Raw genomic sequence first — 22,773 nt, forward strand, 5'->3', positions numbered from 1 at the left:
CCGACGATCATGGGTAATCAGGATATTTTATTTGTATGGCAAGGTGCGAATCTGCCACCTGCCATTGGCGTAGTGAATGTTTTTATAATCGATCTCTTGGAAATTTGAGTCTAAGTGATGTGTTGAGATCATCCTGGATAAACCGAGCCTCTTAAGTATAGGGACTTTTCTTATCTTTCTCAGGGCGTTGATTTTTTTAGCCGTGGTTATGACGTTTTGTGGGAGTTCTCTTTTCATCGCGTCAATGATTGGTAGCATCTCCTGGTGACATTCAGCTGCATTCTGAATAGCTCTGTTTTGATCGTGAATTCTATAACCTCCAAGGATAGCATCTATCGAATAGAGTTCAGCATGCTGAAAAAAGCGGCACCAAAGCTCTCCGTCAACCATGTATTTCTGACTCTCGTCAATATAGCCCCCAGCCTTTTGCCATAGACTTCTGCGCCAAAAAGTTGATTCTTGTTGAACCCAGTTATACTTTCCAGTTAGAAAGTCATAGATATTTTTTGGGTTCCTTTGGGCTGTTGTCATTACCCCCTCTTTATTCCATAAGCCATTAAAGCCTGTAATCCATTCTACTTCAGGGAATAACTCGAAAATTCTGGCTACGGTATGGAGGGCTTGTGGCGTATATTTATCATCTGAATTTATCCAGGCCATTATTTCACAATCGGTTTCAGCAAAACCTTTGTTCAGAGCATGGGCGTGACCGCGATCAGGCTCTGAAGTATAAAAATGTAGTTGGTCTGAGTATGCCTCGATAATATCCTGGGAGCCGTCAGTGCTGCCTCCGTCGATCACTACATACTGTAGTTCAGGGTACTGTTGGTTTACTACCGAGCGTATGGTTTCTTCAACAAAGGGCGCTTGATTAAAAGAGGGAGTAACAATCGCGATGGAGATGGGATTTGGCATAAGAAATCATCAATAGATGTTAGAGTTAGGTCGTATGTGTCAAAAACAACATTGCGTTGTTGGTAAGTTATACAGCGTTAAAGGGCCTTTGTTGTCCATATTTGATGCTAATGTTGTAAAATATGAAATTGTAATGTTTGTCGTCCAGCAGCACTAGCGTATCGCGCTGTAGATTTGTTATGGCTGTCTACAATAATCTGAGAATTTTTCAATAGTGAAAAGTGGGAATAGTTTGCAGGTGTATCTTCGCCTGCTCAGGTATGTCAAAAAATATTGGTCAGCATTTCTACTCAGCGTTGTTGGTTTTGCTATCTATGCTGGTTCACAGACGGCATCTGCAAAATGGCTGGAGGCGTTTGTCGATACAGTAGGGTCAGGCAAGCTGGACAATCGGGGCTTGCTGGCCCTGGCAGTGTTAGGAATCTTTTTTATCCGCGGTGTTGGTACGTTTCTCGGCAACTATGGACTCTCCTATGTGGCCCGCTATGTGGTTCACGATCTGCGTTCAGATCTGTTTAAACATCTGATGTTGCTGCCCAGTGCTTACTATCATAAAAACTCCAGCGGCGAGCTGCTGGCTAAATTAACCTATAACGTTGAGCAGGTTACCGGGGCGGCAACCAATGCGTTGAAGGTAGCTATTCGTGAGGGCTTTACTGTTATCGGGCTGTTTGGCTATATGCTTTATCTCAACTGGAAGCTAACGCTACTGTTTCTGGTTGTCGGGCCGGTGGTGGGTGTTGTGGTGGGCATTGCGGCACGCCGGATGCGTGGCATCAGTCGCAATGTGCAACAGAGCGTCGGTGATATTACCTCGTCCGCATCTGAAGCCATTAAGGGCTATCAGGTGGTGCGTATTTTCGGCGCCACAGAACTTGAGACCGAACGTTTTATCAAAGTCAGTCAACAGAATCGTCGTCAGGTCATGAAGATGGTGGTGACTCAGTCGATTACTACTCCCTTCGTGCAGATGATGGTGGCTGGAGTGATTGCCCTGATGACATTTCTGGCGATGGAGCCAGATCTGATCAGAGAGATGACGACCGGGCAGTTTATTGCCTTTATCTCTGCCGCTGCGCTGATGGCGAAGCCGGTACGTTCGCTCACAGAGATCAGCAGCATGATTCAGTCGGGACTGGCCGCATCTGAAAGTGTTTTTGAAGTGGTTGATACACAGCCGGAAAAAGATACCGGTTCATTGGAGTCTGAACGTTCTCAAGGGGCTTTGTCATTCCAGAACCTTGGATTCAGATATGACCCCGATGGTAAGTTGATTCTGGAAAATATCAGTCTTGATATTCAACCAGGCGAGACCATTGCGCTGGTGGGTAAGTCCGGTAGTGGTAAATCGACTCTGGCAGGTTTGCTGCCGCGGTTTTACGACGTCACTGAGGGAGAGATCCTTCTCGATGGGCACAATATTCAGGACTATACACTGGCTAATCTGCGCAGTCAGATCGCGCTGGTCAATCAGCAGGTCGTTCTGTTTAACGGCACAATTGCTGAAAATATCGCTTATGGTGGTATGGCTGAGTGCCCCCGCGAACGGATTGAAGCGGCGGCAGAGGCAGCCCATGTAGCGGAGTTTGTTAAGCACCTCCCGGATGGGTTGGATACCATGGTGGGTGAAAATGGAGTACTGCTATCCGGTGGTCAGCGCCAGCGTATTGCGATCGCCCGGGCGATTCTCAAAGATGCGCCAATACTCATTCTGGATGAGGCAACCTCAGCACTTGATACCGAGTCTGAACGCCATATTCAGGATGCGCTGGAAAATGTGATGCAGGGACGAACCACACTGGTGATTGCTCACCGGCTGTCGACTATTGAAAATGCTGATCGTATTCTGGTGATGGATGCTGGCAGAATTATCGAACAGGGTAGTCACGCTCAGCTACTGCAAAAAGGCGGGGTGTATGCCAATCTTCACAGCCTGCAATTTTCTGAAACTGCGGTCGCTATGGAAACCGACGAAACCACAAATCAGGAACCCAATCAATGAAACTGGTAATGCCCCGATTAGATAAAGCGCAGGTCTTAGTTGTCGGCGATCTGATGCTGGATCGCTACTGGCATGGGCCGACTTCGAGAATCTCCCCGGAAGCGCCGGTGCCAGTCGTCAAAATCGATCAGCGGGAAGATCGCCCCGGTGGCGCCGCTAACGTTGCACTGAATATAACCGCTCTGGGCGGAGGTGTTTCACTGGTCGGTATTGTAGGGCGGGATGAAGCGGGTCAGGCGTTGCAGCAGCAGCTTGAATCGGCGCAGGTTAACTGTCGTTTCTGTACCAGTGACAGTGAACCGACGATCACTAAACTACGTGTTTTGAGTCGTCACCAGCAACTGATCCGTCTGGATTTTGAAGAGCGTTTTACTGCTGACCACAGCGCAGCATTACAGCAGCAGGCTGAGATGATGCTGAGTAATGTCAGTGCTCTGGTGTTATCGGATTATGATAAAGGTACCCTGAGTAATCCTCAGGTGCTGATCAACGCCGCCCGTAAAGTCGGAGTGCCAGTACTGGTCGATCCAAAAGGCACCGACTTTGAACGTTACCGTGGCGCAACACTTCTTACCCCTAATATGGGTGAGTTTGAAGCAGTGGTGGGGTGCTGTCGCTCGGAACAGGAGTTGGTTGAGAAAGCGCAACTCCTGGTGGAACAATTGGATCTGGAAGCACTGCTGGTGACCCGCAGTGAGCAGGGGATGACTCTGATTAAACCGGGCCAGAACGAGGTCCATTTTCCTGCTCATGCCCGCGAGGTGTTCGATGTTACCGGTGCGGGTGATACGGTTATCTCGACTCTGGCCACGGCGCTGGCTGCCGGTGAAACCCTCGAGGTGGCTACCGGGCTGGCCAATATCGCTGCCGGTATTGTGGTGGGTAAACTGGGCACCGCCGCGATCAGTGGTCCGGAACTGCGCCGGGCGGTCAATCGGGCCCAGGGATCTGAGCGAGGTGTTGTTAGCGATGAGCAGTTGCTGATCGCATTGGAGGATGCCCGGGCCGCCGGTGAAAAGATTGTTTTTACCAATGGTTGTTTTGATATTCTGCACGCGGGTCACGTCGGCTATCTGGAGCAGGCGCGGGCGCAAGGCGACCGGCTGGTGTTGGCGATCAATGATGATGAGTCGGTACGCCGGCTTAAGGGAGAAGGGCGTCCTATTAATCCGGTTGAACGAAGAAAAGCGGTGCTGTCAGGTCTGGAAGCGGTCGACTGGGTGGTCAGTTTTGCTGAGGATACTCCCGAGAGGTTGCTGGAACAGATCCGTCCCGAGGTGCTGGTGAAAGGGGGGGATTATGGCCTTGAGCAGGTGGTTGGCGGTGAGTATGTCAAAAGCTATGGTGGTGAAGTAAAAGTGTTGTCTTTTCTTGATAACTGCTCAACCACAGCGATTGTGGAGAAAATACAGAGCAGTTGATTGGTTATATTAATCGTTTGACGGGCCTGCCTTCAGGCTCTCTACAGCGGCCATGACATTGGTGCGCAGATGGTCTGGGTTGATCGTGCCAATAATGGCACTGCTGACGCCCTGGTGGCCAAGTACCAGATCGAAACTGGCGTGCACTGGGTCCGCTTCACTTGCCTCGGCAATATGGCCTGATGCCAGAGCTTTCTTGATAAAGATCCCTTTCTGGGCTGCCAGAGCATAATCGATAACTGGCAGCTCATCCTGGTAATCCAGATTGTATGTGACCATGGCAATATCGGAACGTTTCAGCGTTTCGATTCCGCCCTCAATGGTCTTTGTGGACATCCCTCCCGCGCGAATCTTCCCCTCTGCTTTCAGTTGCTCCAGTTGCTCAAGAATACCGTAGTGATTGATAACGTCGAGATCATTACCATCGGAATGCACCAGCAGAATATCGATCACATCGGTGCGTAATCGTTGAAGGCTGCGTTCGATGCTGAAGCGCACGTGCTCCGGGGTGAAATTGAAATGAGATTCGCCAGTCTGCGGGTCAAACTCTTCTCCGACCTTACTACAGATCAGCCAGTGGTGGCGCTGGTGTTGCAGTAACGGCCCCAGTCGCGTTTCACTGTTCCCATAAGCAGGGGCGGTATCCAACAGGTTGATACCAAGATCGCGACTCAGGTCCAGCAGTCTGGCTGCCTGCTGATCGTCCGGTATGGTAAAGCGGCTGGGGTATTTCACCCCTTTATCCCGTCCCAGCTTAACGGTGCCAAGCCCAATGGGACTGACCCGCAACCCGGTGCCGGCGAGGTTTCTGAGTGTCAGCAAAACATGGTCTCCCACACCGGTTGGGCAATGTCAGGGTGGGGCAACTGACCGGTGACAAGGGTGTCGGCTTTGCTTGCTGGGGCAATATGCTGCTCATCCAGCAGGGTGAGAATCTGATCGCTGAGATCGGGTGCCAGCGCCAGTTTGGTTGGCCAACTGATGATACAGTTCCCGGCGGTCTGGGCAAAGGCAGAGTCCGGGCGGGTGAGAGATGACTGTTTGGGTTCTGCCCGGTTAATATGAAAGCTGGCCCAGCGCGGGTTTTTTAACTCGACCCAGGGGAGCAGTTCACGGATAAGTTTCTCGGCCTTTTGACACTGCTGTTCTGAGGAGAGCTTTATTCCGCTTTCCGCCAGATCTCCGCCCAGATACCACACATACTCGCCATGACTGGCGGGATGCGTGGTAATAGTGACCACTGGCTTACTGCCGCCACTGATGCAGTGGGCAAAGGTAGGCAGGTCTGATTGATGGCGTACCATGACCATATGCAGAGGTCTGCGCTGCATCTGTGGCTGTTGTATATTTAAGTGCTGCAAAAGTGCTTCAGTGCCTTCCCCGGCAGTGGTGATATAGCGTTGTGCTTCGATTCGCAGTTGGGGAAGTTGCAATGCCGTTACACCGCTATCTGCCAGTTCAAACTGAATATCATTGGCGTTAATTTTGAGTATCCGCTGAGTATGGGGCCTGGCCAGTGCGTCAATGACCGTTGGCACGTCCAGCACAATCTCGTTGAGTCGATAGAGATTACCGCGAAAGTCTGGGTGGCTGAAGGCCTCAGGCCTTTGATCGGGCGAAACCGCGTCAACCCGGCCTTTCAGTGCTTTACTGGCAAAAAAGCTGGTCATTTTTGCCCCCAGCGAGGCCTTAGACCACATATAATGGGCCTCAGAGAGGATCTTTGCTGAACTCAGATCCAGCTCGCCGCAGCCTTCGATACAGGCGCGCCAGCGGGATGGCATATCGGCAATGCTGCTGGATGCCTGGGTCAGCACACCATTGAGCGCATATTTGGTGCCGCCATGGATGATTCCCTGAGAGCGTACCGACTGTGCCCCACCAAGATCGGCGGTTTCCAGCAGGAGGGCATCATAACCCTGTTGTAGCACCCGGTTGAGCAGCCACAGGCCTGCAATACCACCGCCAAGAATAACCAGATCTGTCTTTATCGTTTGCATGAGCCGTTCCGCAACTTAACAGGGGTTATTATACCTTCGGTATCACAGGCTGATAATGGTAAACTGATGTTTTCTGATTGGAATCCGTTTATTCCCATGACCCGATTGCTCTATTCGCTGCTGTTTTACTGCCTGACACCGCTGATATTGCTGAAGCTATGGATGCGCGGACGTCAGAGTCCTGAATATCGTCATCGCTGGGGCGAACGGTTTGGTTTCATCCCCCGGTTAAGCGGGGAGCGACCGATCTGGATCCATGCGGTATCGTTTGGTGAAACCATGGCCATCATTCCGCTGGTGGACAAGCTTCTGGCTGAACATCCGCAGATACCGGTGTTTATCACCAGTATGACGCCAACGGGTAGTGCCCGGGTACAGACTCATTTTGGTGACCGCGTTGGACATGCCTACTGCCCTTATGATCTTCCCTGTGCCCTCAGCCGTTTCCACCGGCGTGTCAGGCCCCGCAGTTGTGTCATCGTTGAGACGGAGCTCTGGCCCAACCTGATTCACAGTTGTGCTAAGCGCGGGATTCCGGTTGTGGTCACCAATGCCCGCTTGTCAGCCCGGTCTGCCGAAGGCTATCAGCGCTTCAACTGGCTGACCCGGCTGATGTTGAGTGAGGTCAGCCGTATCGCCGTGCAAAACCGGGACGATGGTGAACGTTTTATCTCGCTGGGATTTGCGCTGGATAAGCTGCAGGTGACCGGTAGCATCAAGTTTGATATTGATACTCCCGCAGGGGCGAACGAGGAAGCCGCAAAGTTGCGTCATGCCTGGGGGAGTACTCGCCCGGTTATCATCGCGGCCAGTACTCATGATAATGAAGAGACGCAGCTGCTCGAGGTTTATCGTAATCTGAAGTCCCGCTATCACACTCTGTTATTGATACTGGTGCCCCGCCATCCGGAGCGTTTCCTGACGATCTACGATCAGAGTGTCAAAGCGGGTTTGCGCACCTGTCGACGCAGTGTTTCTCCCGCTCCCGCGCCTGATTGCGAAGTCTATCTGGGGGATACGATGGGTGAGCTGATGACGCTGTATAGCGCGGCCGATATCGCTTTTGTCGGCGGTAGTCTGATCGAAAGAGGGGGGCACAACCCGCTGGAGCCGGCGGTGTTAGGTAAGCCGGTGCTGATGGGCCCCCATGTGTATAACTTTCATCAGATAGTCGCGACGATGGAGCAGGAGCTGGCGCTACAGGTTGTCAGTGATGCTGAAGAACTGCAGCGAGCCCTGGCTGAGCTACTGGATCACCCGGAACAGGCCCGGGCGATGGGTATTCGCGGGCGCACCTGCATCGAGTCAAATCGGGGGGCACTGGATCAGCAACTGACACTGGTGAAACAGATGGCTGGCATTCAGTCATAACTCCCCGGTTTTATTCTGTGGTTGTCTCTTCAGTCGCTGGTTATTAAGAACTTATCTATTAAGAGCTTAGCTGCCGGTCCATCTCTTCGCAGAGCCAGTGTCCGATAAATATATGCGCTTCCTGAATCCGGGCGGTCTCGGTACTCGGTGCTTTTATCAGGTGATCCGCAATGGCATCTAACTTACCGCCACTCTCTCCGGTCCAGGCCCAACAGGTTGCACCGATCTGTTGTGCAGCTTCAATGGCGTTGATCACATTGGCGCTGTTGCCTGAGGTGGATAGCCCGATGACCAGATCCTCAGGGCGACACAGTGCCTCGATCTGTCGGGTAAACACCGAATCAAAACTGTAATCGTTGGAGTGGGCGGTCAGAATTGAGCTGTCTACCGTTAATGCAATAGCAGGTAGTGCCCGGCGTTCCGCTTTATAACGAACCACAAACTCAGCAGCAAGATGCTGACTATCCGCTGCGCTGCCACCGTTGCCGAGAAATAACAGTTTGCCACCATTAGTAAAGGTAGCTGAAATCTGGTTGGCCAGTTTCTCAACATCGGCCTGAATCTCTGGCAGGCGGTTGAAGGTTTGCAGATGGCGTTGTCGTGCGCTTTCAAATGACATCGGTTATTTATCCTTACAGATCAAAGTTGAACGGTTCGCCAGCCTGTTCAGAGAGAATCTCCTGCAGCACTCCATTCAATGGTGCCCCATCACTGTCGCGGACCCAGGTTTTACCATCAAAGTCGAAGTGAAAACCGCCGCTGCGGGCCGCCAGCCAGAGCTGTTTAACCGGGGTCTGGCGGGTAAGGATGACCTGACTTTTGTTTTCACAGATCACTGTCAGTACACCGCCGTTATTGATAACGTCGAGATCGGTTTCCGCCTCGTCCAGGACCTCCTCAATCTGCTCCAGGGTGTTATCAACGCGTTGATTAAATTCAGATTCGTTCATTGTCGTACTCACAGGCGGAAAATTATTGTTAGCTGAGAGTATATAGCAGTTTGTGCAGGTACTCATCATGGCAACGGCGCTGTATAATCGGACGATTAACTTAATATCGGGAATAAACGTCGTGAAAGCCTGTTGGATAGCTATTTTTTTCAGTGTGCTGTTGATCAGCGGTTGTGGGCAGAAAGGTAGTCTCTACCTGCCCGATGAGGCGCCGGAACAAACGCAGCAACAGTCTCAGTAGCATCCAGTTTAGTTGCTGTTGAACTCACCGGCTCAGCACTCCTGAGCAGTAACCCTATTGGATACAGAAAGAAGACAATGGATAATTTTCAATACCTGAATGGCCGTCTCTGCGCTGAAGAAGTTCCGGTTAGCCGGATCGCAGAAGAGTTTGGCACACCGACCTATATCTATTCCCGTGATGCCCTGGAACGCGCTTATCTCGATTACGCTCAGGCGCTGGAAGGCCGTGATGCGCTGGTCTGTTATGCGGTAAAAGCGAACTCAAACATCGGTGTGCTGAATGTGCTGGCCCGTCTGGGGGCAGGCTTCGATATTGTCTCCCTGGGTGAACTCGAGCGGGTTATCAAGGCGGGCGGTGATCCGGCGAAGGTCGTGTTTTCCGGTGTGGCAAAGCGTGAAGATGAGATGCGTCGTGCGCTGGAACTGGGTATTCACTGCTTCAATGTTGAGTCAGAAGCAGAACTGGAACGCCTGAACAAGGTTGCCAGTGAACTGGATAAAGTGGCTGCGATCTCCCTGCGGGTGAACCCTGATGTGGATGCCGGGACTCACCCCTATATCTCCACCGGACTTAAGGATAATAAGTTTGGTGTTGCTATCGATGATGCAGTACGTATCTATCGCTATGCCCATAGCCTGAGTCATCTTGATGTTCAGGGGGTGGATTGTCATATCGGTTCTCAACTGACAGAGATCGCCCCATTCCTGGATGCTCTGGACCGTTTGCTGCTGTTGATTGATACGCTGGCAGAGCAGGGTATCACTATTAAACATCTGGATCTGGGTGGCGGATTAGGGGTTTGTTATACCGATGAGGTGCCGCCTTCTCCGCAGGAATATATCGGGGCGGTGATCGATAAACTGGGTGATCGCCCGCTAAAACTGATCTTTGAGCCGGGCCGTTCCATTGCCGCGAATGCTGGTATTCTGATCACTAAGGTTGAATTTCTGAAGTGCACCGAACACAAGAACTTTGCCATCATCGATGGTGCCATGAATGATCTTATCCGTCCGGCGCTTTACAGCGCTTATATGGAGATTATTCCGGTGGATATTCGCGAAGAGGGCGAAGCCCGTTGTTTCGATCTGGTGGGCCCGGTATGCGAATCAAGTGACTTTCTGGGTAAAGACCGGCAGCTGAACATTGAGGCGGGTGACCTGCTGGCCGTCTGCTCTGCGGGTGCTTATGGCTTTGGCATGAGTTCTAATTACAATGCCCGGAACCGTGCAGCAGAGGTGATGGTGGATGATAACCAGGTGCATCTGATTCGCAAGCGCGAAACTATTGCAGATCAGCTGCGGGGTGAAGCTATTTTACCGGGGTGAAGACTGGCGTTAAGATTCTGGTTAAGCGATCGGATAAGATGATTAGCTAAACAAGCGTTACGCATAAGCCCATAGAAAAGGCAAAACACTGTCCGAACAGTGCGCCTGAAGAGATAACTATGTTAGTTAGATTTACTAAAATGCATGGCCTTGGCAATGACTTTCTGGTGCTGGATACCGTGACTCAGAAGGTAAAGGTTAATTCTGCGATTGTATCGCGTTTGGCGGACCGCAACTTTGGTGTGGGCTTTGATCAGATGCTGATTGTTGAGCCGCCAACCAATCCTGATATGGATTTTCGTTACCGGATTTTCAATGCCGATGGCAGTGAGGTGGAGCACTGCGGTAATGGTGCCCGTTGCTTCGCTAAATTCGTTCGTGATAAGCGCCTGACAGCCAAAGAGACCATCGCGGTTGAAACCCAGAAAGGGCCGATCTACCTGACAATCAATGAAGATCGTCAGGTGATAGTGGATATGGGGGTGCCGGTTCTGGAGCCTCAGCAGATCCCCTTTAGTGCCGATCATCAGGCGGCCACTTACCCGATCGATGTGGCGGGACAAACGGTTCAGATCAGCGCTGTATCGATGGGTAATCCCCATGGTGTGCTGGTGGTTGATGCCGTTGACAAAGCACCGGTTGAGGCCTGGGGGCCGGTTCTGGAGTCCCACTCCAAGTTTCCGGCTAAGGCTAACATCGGCTTTATGGAGATAGTCAGCGGCGCTGAGATCCGCTTGCGTGTATATGAACGGGGTGCGGGTGAAACCAAAGCCTGTGGCACTGGTGCCTGTGCGGCGGTTGTCGCTGGTCGGTTGCGCGGGTTGTTGGATGATAAAGTGACAGTTCACCTGCCTGGTGGCACACTGCTGATTGAGTGGGCTGGTGCAGGAGAACCTCTGATTATGACCGGGCCGGCCACGACTGTGTATGAGGGGCAGATTTTTATATGAGCGAGAATAAACCGGCAGAGATCAGCGCTGAGCAGGTGGCTGAATATCTGCAACAGCATCCGGACTTTTTCAGCGGTAACGAGTATCTGCTGGAGCAACTGTATGTACCGCACCAACGGGGTACGACGGTCTCTCTGGTGGAACGTCAGACCAGTCTGCTGCGTCAGAAAAATCGCGAGCTGCATGATTATCTGGGCGATATGATCGGTGTTGCCCGGGAAAATGATATCCAGTTCAGTAAAACCAAGAAGATGATTCTGGCGCTGATGGATGCGGAAACTCTTGACGATGTGGCGGTGGCTATCGATGAAAGCCTGTGTCAGGATTTTAATAGTGATACCACCGCTCTGGTGCTGTTCAGTGAGCAGCCGGAAGAGCAGAATAATCTGCGCTTAATGCCCCGCAGCGAAGCTTCGGCTATTGATGTACTGGTGGATCAGTCGCAGACCCGTTGCGGCAGTCTGACCGAACTGCAAAATCAGTTTATGTTCCGCGAACAGGCCTTTAAGGTGAAGTCTGCTGCAGCAGTGCCGCTGGTGAAGGGCGAAACCCTGGGGCTGTTAGCGATAGGCAGCTTTGATGCGAGCTATTTTCAGAGTAATCAGGGCACATTGTTCCTCGATTATATTGGTCAGGCGGTGAGCCGGGTGGTCTCGCCACTGCTGCAGGGTCGCAAGGTCTGATCAATGAGCTCAGGTAACGCTGCACTGGATGGGTTTTATACCTATCTGAGTAGCGAACGGCAGTATTCGCGCCATACCCTTAGTAACTACCAGCGAGATCTGGGCCGTCTGCAGGATTATCTGCAACACAGTACGCTGTTTCCCGACGGCCGCGTGGACTGGGCCCGGATTGAGCCAAAGCATATCCGTAATTTTATTGCCTGGGTGCACCGTGAGGGGCTGGGGGGCAAAAGTATTCAGCGATTACTCTCTGCCATCCGCAGCTTTTATAAATACCTTCACCGGGAAGGGCTGGTGCAGCAGAACCCTGCGCTGGGTATTCAGGCACCGAAGAGTCCCCGTCGTTTACCGCAGACGCTTGATGTTGATCAACTGAATCAGTTGCTGGAGAGTGACGACGATGAAACCGATCCTCTGGCATGTCGCGATCAGGCGATGCTTGAACTGATCTACTCCTCAGGTCTGCGTTTATCAGAGCTGGTCAGTCTGGATCTGCACAGCATAGACTGGCAGGATGCCAGCCTGAGGGTGGTTGGTAAAGGTGCCAAAGAGCGGTTGTTGCCAATTGGCCGTAAGGCGATGCAGGCACTGGACCGCTGGCTCGATCTTCGCGATAGTATGGCCCGACCGGAAGAGATGGCACTGTTTGTCAGTAAACGCGGCAGCCGTATCAGCGGTCGCAGCGTGCAGCTGCGGATCGATCGCCGCGCCAGAATGCAGCACACACAGGGCAAGGTTTATCCACACCGTCTGCGGCATTCGTTTGCCAGCCATATGCTGGAATCCAGTGGTGATCTTCGCGCGGTGCAGGAACTGCTGGGACACTCGGATATCTCCACCACTCAGATCTATACCCACCTTGATTTCAGGCATCTGATGGATGTGTACGATAAAGCTCATCCCCGGGCCCACAAACAGTCACCAAAGAAGGCCAGTAATGACGATGATTAAATGTATTACCTTCGATCTCGACGATACCCTCTGGGCGGTTGACCCGGTTATCGTCGAAGCAAACAAGACGTTATATCGCTGGCTCAGTGAAAATGCCGGACTATTTGTGAAATGTTATCAGTTACGGGATTTTGATCATCTGAAAAAAAAGGCGCTACAGCGTTTTCCTGATATCGGCCATAGCGTTACCCTGATTCGGTTGAAGCAACTGGAGATCGGGCTTGAAGATGCCGGCTATTCCCATGATCAGGCGGTGGCATTGTCCCGGCAGGCGTTCGAAGTGTTTATCGAAGCGCGCAATCAGGTTGAGTTGTTCGAACATGCGCGGGCGATGCTGGAACAGTTACAGCGGGCGGGATATCTGATCGGGGCGCTAAGTAATGGTAATGCCGATGTGCGCCGGGTAGGTCTGGGCGATCTGTTTGACTTTGCCCTTAACGCTGATGGTGTTGGTAAGGAAAAACCTCACCCATTAATGTTTCAACAGATGCTGCATCAGCATCAGCTGCGGCCTGAACAGGTGATCCATATTGGCGACAATCCCCATCACGATATTGTGGGGGCGAAAAATGCCGGGCTCTGGACCATCTGGGTCAACCGGGATCAGCAAGAGTGGCCAGAGGGTGATCCGGCTGACCGCAGTGTCATCTGCCTGAGCGAAATTCCGGATAAAGTGGCTGAAATTGCCGCACTTGCAGCCCATCGGGCAACCCTTTAGGTACGTCAATGACAGAGCAATCTCCTGCCACTGCAACGCCGCAGAATCAGATTAACCTGAGTTACAACTCTGTTGAGGACCGGATTCTGATCCGCGCCTGCGAAAACGGTAAAGAGTACCGGGCCTGGTGGACCCGAAGGTTAGCGTTGCGTCTTTTTAAGTTGTTTCAGGAACACCGTTTTCCCACTGAGAACAGTGCCAGCCATCTGCAACCGGAGCAGCAGCAGAGTTTAGGCGATATAGAAAAGCATGGAGCCGTTCAGCAGGCTGATTTTTCCACACCGTTCCAGGATGACGCCGAGCATTTTCCATTAGGAGAGAACGGTATTCTGGTACAGCGGGTGGATATTAAAACCGAGGGTAAAATTGTCCGCTTCGTTATGCTACCTGCTGAAGGGGAGGGGATGACTCTGTCATTACCCCCCGGCCAGCGCTACTCATTCGAACATATGCTGCAACAGGTGATGGTGGCTGCTGAGTGGATAGAAGCTAAGCCCGATGATCGGGCTGGTGTGCCCCATAAACCGATTCAGGCTCACTGACTTCAGCGCCCTGGCTGCGGTTTCGCTGATAGCCTGCAATCAGCGAGCCGCTGACAATGGCAAGACAAGCCAGCAGCAATGTAATATCCGCAGTCGCGAGGCCTGTCATCACCAGCAGCAGGGCAGAAATCAGTGGTGCCGAGTAGGCCAATACTCCTAATAGCTGCAGGTTGCCATGTTTGATACCGTAATCCCAGGTAAAGAAGGCGATCCCTACCGGGCCTAAACCCAGACCGATAACGCCGAGCCACTGGCTTGCCGATACCGGCCAGACTGTGGTTTCCCATAGCCCGTGACAGAGCAGGGCCAGCAGTGCGGTAGCACCACAGAACCATCCGGCGGCGTCGGTGGAAACCTGCTTGACCAGACGGCTTAATACCGAATAACCGGACCAGATAAAGGCGCAGCAGAGGGCCAGCAGATAGCCGCCGAGATAGTCTGGATTGAAACCATCGCTTCCCTGACCAATCAGTAGCCAGCAGCCATACAGCGCCAGCACTGCTCCGCTCAGGTGTCGTTTCAGCAGGTGTTCGCCGGGTAGCAGGCTGGCAAATAGAACGATCAGTAATGGCCACAGATAGGCGATCAGGCTGACGCTCACCGCCGGGGCTTTGGTCATGGCGAGAAAATAGCAGAAGTGATAGCCGAAATAACCGCCGACACCCAGAAACCAGGCCAGTTTAGGCTGGCGCAGATGGCGTAATCCCAGATGTCCCTGGCGCCACCAGTTCATAGACATCAACAGAAACGCCAGCGCGAAGGTCATCGCCATCATCTGAAACGGCGGTATCCGACCGTCGGTCAGGCGGGTCAGCAGCGCCAGGGTTCCCCAGAGAAAGATAGAAACGGAGCCGATCAGAGAGGCCCGCAGAGTGATCGTCGACATGAATGGATATCCTGCTATTGAATCACACCAGCATAGCGCCAGCGTGAGTCCGGAACTTTCTCATCATGGCGGAATTATTTGCCAACGCGGCGGAAATAGCTGGGAGGAATATCGAAGTGTCGGCGAAAGCGATCACTGAACGCTGCCAGACTGCTATAACCGACAGCGTCCGCTACCTGCTGAATCGACAGATGTCCCTGTTCAAGGAGTTGCCATGCCTGCTGCATCCGTTTTTCGATCAGGTATTGCTGCGGCGTCATCCCCAGCTGTTTACGAAACAGCTCGCCAAGCTGGCGGGGGCTCAGGCTGGCGACCGCTGCCAGTTGGCGTTGACGGATCGCGGTGTTGAAATGCTGATCAAGGTAGTTGCGGGCGACTGCGATACGCCGGTCCAGCCGTAGTTGATGTCCGCATTGCTCCTGAAGTAGCTGAATCAATAACAGCAGCATCTGCCGCTGGGTGCTGGCAGAGTTATACTGTTGCAGCTGCTGGTGAAGGAAGCGCACATACTGATTCAGCGCCGGACTCAGGTGGATGAAAGCCGGCAACTGTTCAAACTCAGGGGCCAACTGATCAGGAATATCGGCGACCACAAAACAGTTGCCTTCAGAGCCTGAAAAGCCGTGGTCTTTACCTGCACTGATAATGGCAGCCTGGTCTGAATCGACCCGACCGGACTGATTACCCACCGAAATATCCAACTGACCGCTGACCGGCAGAACCAACTGGTGATAATCATGCAGATGATTATCGGTCTCGGCGCTATAGCTGCGCAGATCAAGTGTCAGGTTGCTCAGTTGCATGTGCATATTCCCAGGAATGTATGGCCTGTTTTCTTGCCGCTCCCCAACGGTAATGGCCACTGTCGCCACTCTCGCGAATGACCCGGTGGCAGGGGATCAGATAACCGATACTGTTGGCGGCCAGGGCGCTGCCAATAGCGCGCTGTGCTTTGGGCGAACCGGTAGCAACCGCCAGTTGTGAGTATGAGCAGAACTGTCCCGGATGGGTATGTAGCAGTGCTTGCCACACCTTTATCTGAAAATTGGTTCCCCGCAGTAACAGATGCAGTTTGCCTGGTTGTGGTGTGGTTGGAAATATCTTTTCCATCATGGCTTCGGCGCCGCAGTCATCGGCAATGATGGTTGCATTTGGCCACTGCTGTAACAGCTCTGCCTGGCGTTCGCGCCGGTCTTCATCAAGGAAGGCCAGATAGCAGAGACCACGAGGGGTCCAGCCCGCGAGTGCGAGTCCAAAGGGGGACACTGCCACACCATAGTGTAGCTTGACCCCCGTCCCTCCGGTTCTGATCTCTCCCGGCGTCATCGCTTCGCAGCTGATCATCAGATCGTGAAGACGTCCACCGCCGGAGAGGCCGGCATCGTGTGCGGCAGTAAGGCTATCCGTGGATGCTTTCAGCGCACTGAGGGCATGTTCTTTAGTCAGATACTGGAGGAACCGTTTGGGTGAGATACCCGCCCAGGCACTGAAGATGCGTTGCAGGTGGTGCTCGCTCATATGAACGGCTGCGGCCACTTCGGCCAGTTCGGGTTGGTGTTTGGCGTGCTGGCGGATGTAACGGATCGCTGTGGCGACTGTTTTATACTGTTGAAGGGCTCGGTCAGACATATGAGGCTCCCCTGTTTCGCCATAGACTCAGTGGGTTGAAACCGGTCACGAGTACTACTCCGGTAAGGATAGTCAGCCCTCCTGTGATGGTATGCCAGCCTATCGGTTCATCCAGCAGCAGGTGTCCCCAGAGCACACCGAAGACCGGCACGATATAAACCACGGTAAGCGCTGAGGGGGCGCCAATCTCAGCGATCAGTCTGAAGTAAAATAGATAGGCGATACCGGTGCAGACAATTCCCAGCAGTAATACTGAGCCGATAATCTCCGGATCGCTGCTCGCCTTTGTTGGAAAGAAAGGCAGAAGCGGTAGCAGTAACAGGCTGGCAGCCCACATGCTCCCATGGGCATTGGCAAAGGGCTCTATCGCACTTTTCCCCTGTGCATAACAGGTTGCAATCCCATAACTGAGTGCCGCGCTGAGCGCCGCGCCAATGACTACCCAGGAGTCTGCGGCTAAAACAGCAGGGTCAAAGCCTACCAATAAAGCCACTCCACTGATGCCTGCTATGAGTCCGGCAAACACTTTTAAGGTAATCGGTTTTTTATATCGCAACGCCACCAGGATTGTCCCCCAGATCGGTGCGGTGGCATTGAGTATCGATAGCAGCGATGCGGAAAGTGTTTGTGCGGCGTAGGCAAACAGCAGAAAGGGAAGGGCTGAATTAAACCAGCCCAGTATGCAGTAATGTTTCCAGTGCTGCCGTAGCTGTAAATGGCGTTTGAGAAACGCAGCAACTACCAGCAGGAACAGAGCTGCCAGCAGCAGTCGTAACTCAATCAGAATAGCGGGGCCAATGACCGGAGCGGCTATCCGCATAAATAGGAATGATCCGCCCCAGAGCGCGGCAAGACTCAGTAATTGCAGCAGGTTCTTAATCGTCATTGTGCTGTTCCGAATAGGCGTTCATCCGTTTAGTGTTGACGATTTAAGTCGCCAGAGCCACCCGATTCTTGCGCTGATTGTCTATTATATTCGTTCAGACCGCCTGCAAAAACTCAGTCGTCGAGAAACTGTTCCAGCAGATCGTTAAGAAACAGCCGTCCCTGTGGAGAGGGGCCGAGAATCGCGGCGTCGGTTTCCATCAGACCGGACTGGCGACACCGCTCCAGAAGAGCCTGGATTGAAGGCAGTGGTACGCCGGTGCGCTGGGTGAACAGGTCGCTTTTGACGCCATGGGTCAGTCGTAAAGCGTTCATCATGAACTCAAAAGGGCGTTCCTGAGGCGTGATATCCTGCTCACCGGACAGAGGGTTCAGGGCATCCATATAGGCTTTTGGCTGACGCTGTTTCCAGCGTCGGCTGATGCGGTTCTGTTGCGGCCAGCTGATCTTCCCATGGGCGCCGGCACCGATGCCGATATAATCGCCAAACTGCCAATAGTTAAGATTATGCTGCGACTGACGCCCGGGCAGACTGTAGGCTGAAATCTCGTATTGATGATACCCATGGGTTTCCAGCAGGACCTGCCCCTGTTCCTGAATCGCCCATAGCGCTTCATCTTCTGGTAGCTCAGGAGGTTTGCTGAAAAACTCAGTATTGGGTTCGATGGTCAGTTGATACCAGGACAGGTGGGTGGGTTGCAGGTCAATCGCCTGTTGCAGGTCGGCCAGGGCAGCATCCGGGGTTTGTCCTGGTAATCCGTGCATCAGATCGAGATTAAAATTATCGAAACCGATTTCCCGGGCTTTGCTGGCAGCGAGCAGGGCATCGTTACGGTTATGAATCCGTCCCAATTGCTGTAGCTGGCCACTGTCAAAGCTTTGAATCCCAATGGAAAGACGGTTGATGCCGGCCTGGCGAAAACCCGCAAAACGCTCCTGTTCGAAGGTGCCGGGGTTGGCCTCCATGGTGATCTCGGCCGACTGGGACAGGGGCGTCAGTGCTTCGATGCCCCGGAGAATCTGTTGGATTCCGCTGGCATCAAACAGGCTGGGGGTTCCGCCACCGATAAAAATGGTTTCGATGACTCTACCCTGTACGGCGGGAAGCTCTGACTCAAGATCTCTTAACAGTGCATCGATATAGCGCTGCTGTGGAATCTCTCCGGTAACCGCATGGGAATTAAAGTCGCAATAGGGGCACTTACGCACACACCAGGGAATGTGGATATAGAGGGATAGCGGAGGCAGTGAGAGCATCAGCGACCGGCTCAAAGATAAGCCGGGATCATCTTGATCAGTTGCTGAACCGCTTGTCCCCGGTGACTGATTTTGTTTTTCTGCTCGGGGGGCAGCTGAGCTGACGCGATATCCAGCCCGGGAACCAGAAACAGCGGGTCATAGCCAAAGCCGTTATCGCCCTGGGGCAGGGGCAGAATCTGTCCCTCCCAACTGCCCTGACAGATCAGTGGAGTAGGGTCTTCTGCATGACGCATAAATACCAGAACGCATCGGAAACGCGCAGTTCGCTGTTCCGGAGAGGTGCCTTCGAGCAGCTTTAAAAGCTTCTGATTATTTTCCGCATCGGTGGCACCAGCCCCTGCAAAACGGGCGGAATAGATACCCGGGGCGCCATTGAGGAGATCTACCTCCAGCCCTGAATCGTCTGCCAGTGCCGGCAAACCGGTCAGTTGCGATGCATGACGGGCTTTAATAATAGCATTTTCAACAAAACTCAGGCCGGTCTCTTCAGCATCGGGGACGCTGAACTGTGACTGAGGAATCACCTCAACCCCCAGCTCCCCTAAAACCTGATTAAACTCTTTCAGTTTGCCTCTGTTGCCGCTGGCAAGGACTATTTGACGGGTCATTAACGGGCCTTTATGTTTTTGTTCAGGTCGTCAGCAGTCAGTCGACGTAGAAGCGCTGTTCAAAATTGATGGTATAGGCAGGCTGGTTTGGATCAGGTTGAACCTGTAAATTGAAACGCAGCACCTGATCATCGGTAAAACCATATTCGCCGATATAGTAAAGCGCATTGGTCTCCTCGATCTTCATAAACTTCAGCGTCTGCCGCTGGGAGATCAGATTGGTGACATCACCCGAAACAATGGCAGAAACCGGTTTAGTTGTGCCATCAGCCTGCTTTTTTAGCACTGAGATATTCAGCAACCCTTTGGTTTTGCTGCGCTCAATGCCATAGGCTGAAGCGATATCCGGTTCAATAAAGCTACTATTAAAGGCGTTATAGTGGATCATGTAGTCCCCATGGGAGACCATCTGCTCGGCAGAGGCGCTGCTGCTGAAAGTGGCACTCAGCAACCCCGCGAACATCAACAGAACCGCCGCGGTTGTTTGAAGAAATCCATGGTGCCTGGTTGGCGTTTTCATTTTCTCTCTCCCTATCGGGTGATCCGGTAGATTGCGATTTCGCCCAGCATATTGGGCCACAAACGGATCGACCAGTGATGTTTGTGTTCATTGTCCACCACCGTGCGATCAAGGATGTGAATGTTGCGTTCGACGCATAGTTGTTCAAAATCCTTGAAGGTACAGAAGTGGATATTGGGTGTATTGTACCAAGTATAGGGCAGGAATTTAGATACGGGCATTTTCCCGCGAAACGCCAGATAGCCCCGTGCCCGCCAGTGACCAAAGTTGGGGAAAGTGACAATGCACTCTTTGCCGATGCGCAGCATCTCATCAACAATCTGATCCGGACGATACATCACCTGCAGTGCCTGTGTCATGATGACGGTGTCGAAACTGCTGTCATCGATGCTGGCGAGTCCCTCATCGATATTTTTTTCGATCACATTGACCCCTTTTTCGAGGCAGGCGGTGATGTTGTCATGGTCCACCTCGACGCCGTAACCGGTGATCTGTTTCTGCTGCTGCAGAAAGGCCAGCAGCTCGCCATTACCACAGCCCAGATCCAGCACCTTACTGTTGGGCGCTATCCACTCCTGAATAATTTCCAGATCCGCACGCATCAGTTGTTCTCCTTACCGGTTGGGGGAATATCGCTGGCAACCTGCTTCATATAGGCTGAATAGATATCCATATAGCGAGGGTTCGGAATCAGAAATGCGTCATGACCATGATCGGAGTCTACTTCGGCATAGCTCACTTTTTTCTCAGCGGCTACCAGTGCATCGACAATCTCGCGGGAACGTTCAGGCGAGAAGCGCCAGTCCGAGGTAAAGGAGATCACCATAAACTTACACAGCGCATTGCGAACCGCTTCGGCCAGGTTGTGACCGTAGTCCGCTGCCGGGTCGAAATAGTCCAGTGCTTTGGTCATCAGCAGATAGGTATTGGCATCGAAGGCGGTGGAAAAACGCTCTCCCTGATAACGCAGATAGGATTCAACCTCGAACTGCGGGTTGAAATCGTAGCTGATCTTGCCCTCCCGCAACTCCCGGCCAAATTTTTCCCGCATACCGTCATCGGACAGGTAGGTAATATGCCCCAGCATCCGCGCCAGCATCAGTCCGGTTTTGGGGACGTTACCGTTCTCGTAGAAATGGCCGTTATTAAAATCTGGGTCCCGGGTGATCGCCTGCCGGGCAACCTCATTAAATGCGATGTTCTGGGCACTGAGTCTGGGGGCCGCTGCGATAATCAGGCAGTGGCGCAGCCGTTGTGGATAATCGATCGCCCATTGCAGCGCCTGCATTCCCCCCAGACTGCCCCCGACAACGGCTGCCCACTGTTGAATGCCAAAATGATCTGCCAGACGAGCCTGACTTTCAACCCAGTCGGGGACCGTCATGATGGGAAAATCAGGGCCAAAGGGTTTGCCGGTTTCGGGATTGATGCTCTGTGGTCCGGTGGAGCCATGACAACCGCCGAGATTATTCAGGCCAATGACAAAAAAAGTATTGGTATCGATCGGTTTGCCCGGGCCGATAGCCGAATCCCACCAGCCGGGCTTGCTTTCCTGTTCACTGTGAAAGCCCGCCAGATGATGGTTGCCTGACAGCGCATGACACACCAGAACGGCATTGGAGGCATCGGCATTCAGGGTGCCGTAAGTTTCTACAATCAGCTCGTAACTGTCGAGCTGACGACCGCAGGCCAGGGGCAGCGGCTGTTCAAAACGGATGATCTGTGGTGTAACGATACCGACAGAGTCTTGGGGAAATGATTGAGGCATAGTTCTCACTTATCGCTGATAATTTGAAATATGGAGCTGCTGATCTATCGGGTCGAGCTTCACATTTCGTACAGCAGAGACTGGCTATCCAGAATCAGATAGCCAGCGGGTCGGTAATTATGCAGGGATCTCAGTATCACTTCAGGTGCGCTCAATCGTCAGTTGTTCTGGAAATTTTTTCGGGTCTGCAATCTTCACCCGCTTTTGTCGACCCAGCTCGCCACTCAGGATTGTAACTGAGCTTTTCGCCACACCAAACTGTTTCGCCAGAAATTTTATCAGATGGGCATTGGCCTTGCCCTCTATCGGAGGCGCAGTGATACGAATTTTAACACTATCATCCAGTAAGCCAACAATTGCATCATTGCTGGCTTTGGGTTGCAGACGACAGCTGATAATCAGACAGTCGTCCTGCCAGGAGTAAAAGTCTGCCATCAGCGTCCTCAGAGCAGGAAGTGGGTCAGGCTACCCAACTGGGAGCGGGCGATCTGGATAACGAAAAAGATCAGTATCGGCGACAGATCAAGTCCTCCCAGAGAGGGAATTACCCTGCGTGCCAGGGCAAACAGCGGCTCTGTCAGCTGTACAATCAGCTGTGGTCCCGGATGATAGCTGCCGGGGGCTACCCAACTGATGATCACCGCGCCGATAACCGCATAAAAATAGATATCGAGAATGGTATTCAGTACCCCGATGCCGGAAAGCACCATCACGGGAGACAGGTTTGCACCCATGCTCTGGCCTTTGAGCAGCAGAATAATCGCCCAGAGCGCAACATTGATTAAAAACGCCAGTAACAGCGGTGAAAGGTCGATATTGGCGGGTCTTGGCATTACCCGCTGTAATGGTGCCAGCGGCACGGCGGTAATTTTAACGACCGCCTGACAGATCGGGTTGTAATAGTCAGCTTTAGCGATCTGTAGCAAAAATCGCAGCACGACAATGAAAACATAAAGCTGGCCGAAAAGCTGGATAATTGAACTGAGAGGATCCTGTCCCATTGTCTCTGTTCCTGTTGCAGATATCTGTTTGGGGTTGGTTCGTGTCTGACGCATTACAATGTGAGTAATGCATCAGCGTATAGCCCTGAGTATAGAGCCTTTCATGGTGACTATGAACCGATGAAAGGCTTTTTATATCATTTG

At 52.6% G+C, this 22,773-nt stretch carries 26 protein-coding genes; 10 read left to right on the forward strand and 16 right to left on the reverse strand.

Features of this window, described 5'->3' with window-relative positions:
- Nucleotides 1-27: 27 nt before the first annotated feature.
- On the reverse strand, nucleotides 28-915 hold the full coding sequence (locus BMY09_RS16075) for a glycosyltransferase family 2 protein (RefSeq protein WP_091360325.1): 888 nt from the start codon (nucleotides 913-915) through the stop codon (nucleotides 28-30).
- A gap of 214 nt (nucleotides 916-1,129) precedes the next feature.
- Here BMY09_RS16075 and msbA point away from each other — a divergent pair, with 214 nt between their 5' ends.
- Together msbA and hldE are read left to right on the forward strand one after the other, a co-directional pair.
- Nucleotides 1,130-2,917 carry a lipid A export permease/ATP-binding protein MsbA gene (gene msbA / locus BMY09_RS16080; RefSeq protein WP_245756611.1) on the forward strand — a complete coding sequence of 596 codons (1,788 nt, stop codon included), beginning with the start codon at nucleotides 1,130-1,132 and terminating at the stop codon, nucleotides 2,915-2,917.
- Nucleotides 2,914-4,338: a bifunctional D-glycero-beta-D-manno-heptose-7-phosphate kinase/D-glycero-beta-D-manno-heptose 1-phosphate adenylyltransferase HldE gene (hldE, locus tag BMY09_RS16085; RefSeq protein ID WP_091360327.1), complete on the forward strand. Its 1,425-nt coding sequence runs from the start codon at nucleotides 2,914-2,916 to the stop codon at nucleotides 4,336-4,338. Before msbA ends, hldE begins: the two co-directional genes overlap by 4 nt.
- Before the next feature lie 9 nt (nucleotides 4,339-4,347).
- Here hldE and BMY09_RS16090 read toward each other — a convergent pair whose 3' ends face one another.
- A complete protein-coding gene (locus BMY09_RS16090; RefSeq protein ID WP_217647459.1) occupies nucleotides 4,348-5,160 on the reverse strand; it encodes an aldo/keto reductase in 813 nt (270 codons plus the stop codon).
- Complete coding sequence (locus tag BMY09_RS16095; RefSeq protein ID WP_091360331.1) at nucleotides 5,154-6,338, reverse strand: FAD-dependent oxidoreductase; 1,185 nt, start codon at nucleotides 6,336-6,338, stop codon at nucleotides 5,154-5,156. Before BMY09_RS16095 ends, BMY09_RS16090 begins: the two co-directional genes overlap by 7 nt.
- Nucleotides 6,339-6,404: 66 nt before the next feature.
- Here BMY09_RS16095 and waaA point away from each other — a divergent pair, with 66 nt between their 5' ends.
- Nucleotides 6,405-7,709 carry a lipid IV(A) 3-deoxy-D-manno-octulosonic acid transferase gene (gene waaA / locus BMY09_RS16100; protein WP_245756612.1) on the forward strand — a complete coding sequence of 435 codons (1,305 nt, stop codon included), beginning with the start codon at nucleotides 6,405-6,407 and terminating at the stop codon, nucleotides 7,707-7,709.
- Between the two features lie 58 nt (nucleotides 7,710-7,767).
- Here waaA and BMY09_RS16105 read toward each other — a convergent pair whose 3' ends face one another.
- Nucleotides 7,768-8,328, reverse strand: coding sequence for a D-sedoheptulose-7-phosphate isomerase (locus BMY09_RS16105; RefSeq protein WP_091360333.1), 561 nt, complete (start codon nucleotides 8,326-8,328; stop codon nucleotides 7,768-7,770).
- A gap of 13 nt (nucleotides 8,329-8,341) precedes the next feature.
- Complete coding sequence (gene cyaY / locus BMY09_RS16110; protein WP_091360335.1) at nucleotides 8,342-8,659, reverse strand: iron donor protein CyaY; 318 nt, start codon at nucleotides 8,657-8,659, stop codon at nucleotides 8,342-8,344.
- A 136-nt stretch (nucleotides 8,660-8,795) separates the two neighbouring features.
- Here cyaY and lptM point away from each other — a divergent pair, with 136 nt between their 5' ends.
- The 7 genes from lptM (at nucleotide 8,796) to BMY09_RS16145 (ending at nucleotide 14,072) form a co-directional block, all read left to right on the forward strand.
- Nucleotides 8,796-8,900, forward strand: coding sequence for an LPS translocon maturation chaperone LptM (gene lptM / locus BMY09_RS22545; RefSeq protein ID WP_425424963.1), 105 nt, complete (start codon nucleotides 8,796-8,798; stop codon nucleotides 8,898-8,900).
- 77 nt (nucleotides 8,901-8,977) lie between these two features.
- Nucleotides 8,978-10,228, forward strand: a complete 1,251-nt coding sequence (gene lysA / locus BMY09_RS16120) for a diaminopimelate decarboxylase (RefSeq protein WP_091360338.1) — start codon at nucleotides 8,978-8,980, stop codon at nucleotides 10,226-10,228.
- A 119-nt stretch (nucleotides 10,229-10,347) separates the two neighbouring features.
- A complete protein-coding gene (gene dapF / locus BMY09_RS16125) occupies nucleotides 10,348-11,178 on the forward strand; it encodes a diaminopimelate epimerase (RefSeq protein ID WP_091360340.1) in 831 nt (276 codons plus the stop codon).
- Nucleotides 11,175-11,861, forward strand: a complete 687-nt coding sequence (locus BMY09_RS16130; RefSeq protein WP_091360341.1) for a DUF484 family protein — start codon at nucleotides 11,175-11,177, stop codon at nucleotides 11,859-11,861. The genes dapF and BMY09_RS16130 overlap by 4 nt, the downstream gene beginning before the upstream one ends.
- A gap of 3 nt (nucleotides 11,862-11,864) precedes the next feature.
- Nucleotides 11,865-12,812: a tyrosine recombinase XerC gene (gene xerC, locus BMY09_RS16135; RefSeq protein ID WP_091360343.1), complete on the forward strand. Its 948-nt coding sequence runs from the start codon at nucleotides 11,865-11,867 to the stop codon at nucleotides 12,810-12,812.
- Entirely contained in the window at nucleotides 12,799-13,530 is a 732-nt protein-coding gene (locus tag BMY09_RS16140; RefSeq protein WP_245756613.1) for an HAD family hydrolase, read from the forward strand. Before xerC ends, BMY09_RS16140 begins: the two co-directional genes overlap by 14 nt.
- Nucleotides 13,531-13,538: 8 nt before the next feature.
- The gene (locus BMY09_RS16145) at nucleotides 13,539-14,072 is read left to right on the forward strand and encodes a hypothetical protein (RefSeq protein ID WP_091360345.1); all 534 of its coding nucleotides are present in this window, start codon (nucleotides 13,539-13,541) and stop codon (nucleotides 14,070-14,072) included.
- Here the strand turns inward: BMY09_RS16145 and yddG are convergent.
- From yddG to BMY09_RS16200, 11 genes are all read right to left on the reverse strand, one after another.
- Nucleotides 14,020-14,958 carry an aromatic amino acid exporter YddG gene (yddG, locus tag BMY09_RS16150; protein WP_091360347.1) on the reverse strand — a complete coding sequence of 313 codons (939 nt, stop codon included), beginning with the start codon at nucleotides 14,956-14,958 and terminating at the stop codon, nucleotides 14,020-14,022. The two genes, BMY09_RS16145 and yddG, sit on opposite strands and share 53 nt — an antisense overlap.
- Before the next feature lie 74 nt (nucleotides 14,959-15,032).
- Nucleotides 15,033-15,761 carry a helix-turn-helix domain-containing protein gene (locus BMY09_RS16155; protein ID WP_091360350.1) on the reverse strand — a complete coding sequence of 243 codons (729 nt, stop codon included), beginning with the start codon at nucleotides 15,759-15,761 and terminating at the stop codon, nucleotides 15,033-15,035.
- Nucleotides 15,736-16,587: a methylated-DNA--[protein]-cysteine S-methyltransferase gene (locus BMY09_RS16160; RefSeq protein ID WP_091360352.1), complete on the reverse strand. Its 852-nt coding sequence runs from the start codon at nucleotides 16,585-16,587 to the stop codon at nucleotides 15,736-15,738. The genes BMY09_RS16155 and BMY09_RS16160 overlap by 26 nt, the downstream gene beginning before the upstream one ends.
- Entirely contained in the window at nucleotides 16,580-17,473 is an 894-nt protein-coding gene (locus tag BMY09_RS16165) for a DMT family transporter (protein WP_091360353.1), read from the reverse strand. The genes BMY09_RS16160 and BMY09_RS16165 overlap by 8 nt, the downstream gene beginning before the upstream one ends.
- Before the next feature lie 113 nt (nucleotides 17,474-17,586).
- Nucleotides 17,587-18,729, reverse strand: coding sequence for a radical SAM family heme chaperone HemW (hemW, locus tag BMY09_RS16170; protein WP_091360493.1), 1,143 nt, complete (start codon nucleotides 18,727-18,729; stop codon nucleotides 17,587-17,589).
- Between the two features lie 11 nt (nucleotides 18,730-18,740).
- Entirely contained in the window at nucleotides 18,741-19,340 is a 600-nt protein-coding gene (rdgB, locus tag BMY09_RS16175; RefSeq protein WP_091360355.1) for an RdgB/HAM1 family non-canonical purine NTP pyrophosphatase, read from the reverse strand.
- A 37-nt stretch (nucleotides 19,341-19,377) separates the two neighbouring features.
- Entirely contained in the window at nucleotides 19,378-19,860 is a 483-nt protein-coding gene (locus BMY09_RS16180; protein WP_091360357.1) for a DUF4426 domain-containing protein, read from the reverse strand.
- Nucleotides 19,861-19,871: 11 nt separating this feature from the next.
- On the reverse strand, nucleotides 19,872-20,462 hold the full coding sequence (gene metW / locus BMY09_RS16185; RefSeq protein ID WP_091360359.1) for a methionine biosynthesis protein MetW: 591 nt from the start codon (nucleotides 20,460-20,462) through the stop codon (nucleotides 19,872-19,874).
- On the reverse strand, nucleotides 20,462-21,628 hold the full coding sequence (gene metX, locus BMY09_RS16190) for a homoserine O-succinyltransferase MetX (RefSeq protein ID WP_091360361.1): 1,167 nt from the start codon (nucleotides 21,626-21,628) through the stop codon (nucleotides 20,462-20,464). The genes metW and metX overlap by 1 nt, the downstream gene beginning before the upstream one ends.
- A gap of 141 nt (nucleotides 21,629-21,769) precedes the next feature.
- Entirely contained in the window at nucleotides 21,770-22,063 is a 294-nt protein-coding gene (locus BMY09_RS16195; RefSeq protein ID WP_091360362.1) for a DUF167 family protein, read from the reverse strand.
- 8 nt (nucleotides 22,064-22,071) lie between these two features.
- Nucleotides 22,072-22,629 carry a YggT family protein gene (locus BMY09_RS16200; RefSeq protein ID WP_091360365.1) on the reverse strand — a complete coding sequence of 186 codons (558 nt, stop codon included), beginning with the start codon at nucleotides 22,627-22,629 and terminating at the stop codon, nucleotides 22,072-22,074.
- Nucleotides 22,630-22,773 lie beyond the last annotated feature (144 nt).

Source organism: Amphritea atlantica, assembly GCF_900111095.1.
In the GTDB taxonomy this organism is placed as follows: domain Bacteria; phylum Pseudomonadota; class Gammaproteobacteria; order Pseudomonadales; family Balneatricaceae; genus Amphritea; species Amphritea atlantica.

What these genes read in the sequence shown, in the direction of transcription:
- BMY09_RS16075 (WP_091360325.1), bottom strand. Translation starts at nt 915, where the DNA reads ATGCCAAATCCCATCTCCATCGCGATTGTTACTCCCTCTTTTAATCAA.
- hldE (WP_091360327.1), top strand. Translation starts at nt 2,914, where the DNA reads ATGAAACTGGTAATGCCCCGATTAGATAAAGCGCAGGTCTTAGTTGTC.
- BMY09_RS16095 (WP_091360331.1), bottom strand. Translation starts at nt 6,338, where the DNA reads ATGCAAACGATAAAGACAGATCTGGTTATTCTTGGCGGTGGTATTGCA.
- waaA (WP_245756612.1), top strand. Translation starts at nt 6,405, where the DNA reads ATGTTTTCTGATTGGAATCCGTTTATTCCCATGACCCGATTGCTCTAT.
- BMY09_RS16105 (WP_091360333.1), bottom strand. Translation starts at nt 8,328, where the DNA reads ATGTCATTTGAAAGCGCACGACAACGCCATCTGCAAACCTTCAACCGC.
- cyaY (WP_091360335.1), bottom strand. Translation starts at nt 8,659, where the DNA reads ATGAACGAATCTGAATTTAATCAACGCGTTGATAACACCCTGGAGCAG.
- lysA (WP_091360338.1), top strand. Translation starts at nt 8,978, where the DNA reads ATGGATAATTTTCAATACCTGAATGGCCGTCTCTGCGCTGAAGAAGTT.
- dapF (WP_091360340.1), top strand. Translation starts at nt 10,348, where the DNA reads ATGTTAGTTAGATTTACTAAAATGCATGGCCTTGGCAATGACTTTCTG.
- BMY09_RS16130 (WP_091360341.1), top strand. Translation starts at nt 11,175, where the DNA reads ATGAGCGAGAATAAACCGGCAGAGATCAGCGCTGAGCAGGTGGCTGAA.
- xerC (WP_091360343.1), top strand. Translation starts at nt 11,865, where the DNA reads ATGAGCTCAGGTAACGCTGCACTGGATGGGTTTTATACCTATCTGAGT.
- BMY09_RS16140 (WP_245756613.1), top strand. Translation starts at nt 12,799, where the DNA reads ATGACGATGATTAAATGTATTACCTTCGATCTCGACGATACCCTCTGG.
- BMY09_RS16145 (WP_091360345.1), top strand. Translation starts at nt 13,539, where the DNA reads ATGACAGAGCAATCTCCTGCCACTGCAACGCCGCAGAATCAGATTAAC.
- yddG (WP_091360347.1), bottom strand. Translation starts at nt 14,958, where the DNA reads ATGTCGACGATCACTCTGCGGGCCTCTCTGATCGGCTCCGTTTCTATC.
- BMY09_RS16155 (WP_091360350.1), bottom strand. Translation starts at nt 15,761, where the DNA reads ATGCAACTGAGCAACCTGACACTTGATCTGCGCAGCTATAGCGCCGAG.
- BMY09_RS16160 (WP_091360352.1), bottom strand. Translation starts at nt 16,587, where the DNA reads ATGTCTGACCGAGCCCTTCAACAGTATAAAACAGTCGCCACAGCGATC.
- BMY09_RS16165 (WP_091360353.1), bottom strand. Translation starts at nt 17,473, where the DNA reads ATGACGATTAAGAACCTGCTGCAATTACTGAGTCTTGCCGCGCTCTGG.
- hemW (WP_091360493.1), bottom strand. Translation starts at nt 18,729, where the DNA reads ATGCTCTCACTGCCTCCGCTATCCCTCTATATCCACATTCCCTGGTGT.
- rdgB (WP_091360355.1), bottom strand. Translation starts at nt 19,340, where the DNA reads ATGACCCGTCAAATAGTCCTTGCCAGCGGCAACAGAGGCAAACTGAAA.
- BMY09_RS16180 (WP_091360357.1), bottom strand. Translation starts at nt 19,860, where the DNA reads ATGAAAACGCCAACCAGGCACCATGGATTTCTTCAAACAACCGCGGCG.
- metW (WP_091360359.1), bottom strand. Translation starts at nt 20,462, where the DNA reads ATGCGTGCGGATCTGGAAATTATTCAGGAGTGGATAGCGCCCAACAGT.
- metX (WP_091360361.1), bottom strand. Translation starts at nt 21,628, where the DNA reads ATGCCTCAATCATTTCCCCAAGACTCTGTCGGTATCGTTACACCACAG.
- BMY09_RS16195 (WP_091360362.1), bottom strand. Translation starts at nt 22,063, where the DNA reads ATGGCAGACTTTTACTCCTGGCAGGACGACTGTCTGATTATCAGCTGT.
- BMY09_RS16200 (WP_091360365.1), bottom strand. Translation starts at nt 22,629, where the DNA reads ATGGGACAGGATCCTCTCAGTTCAATTATCCAGCTTTTCGGCCAGCTT.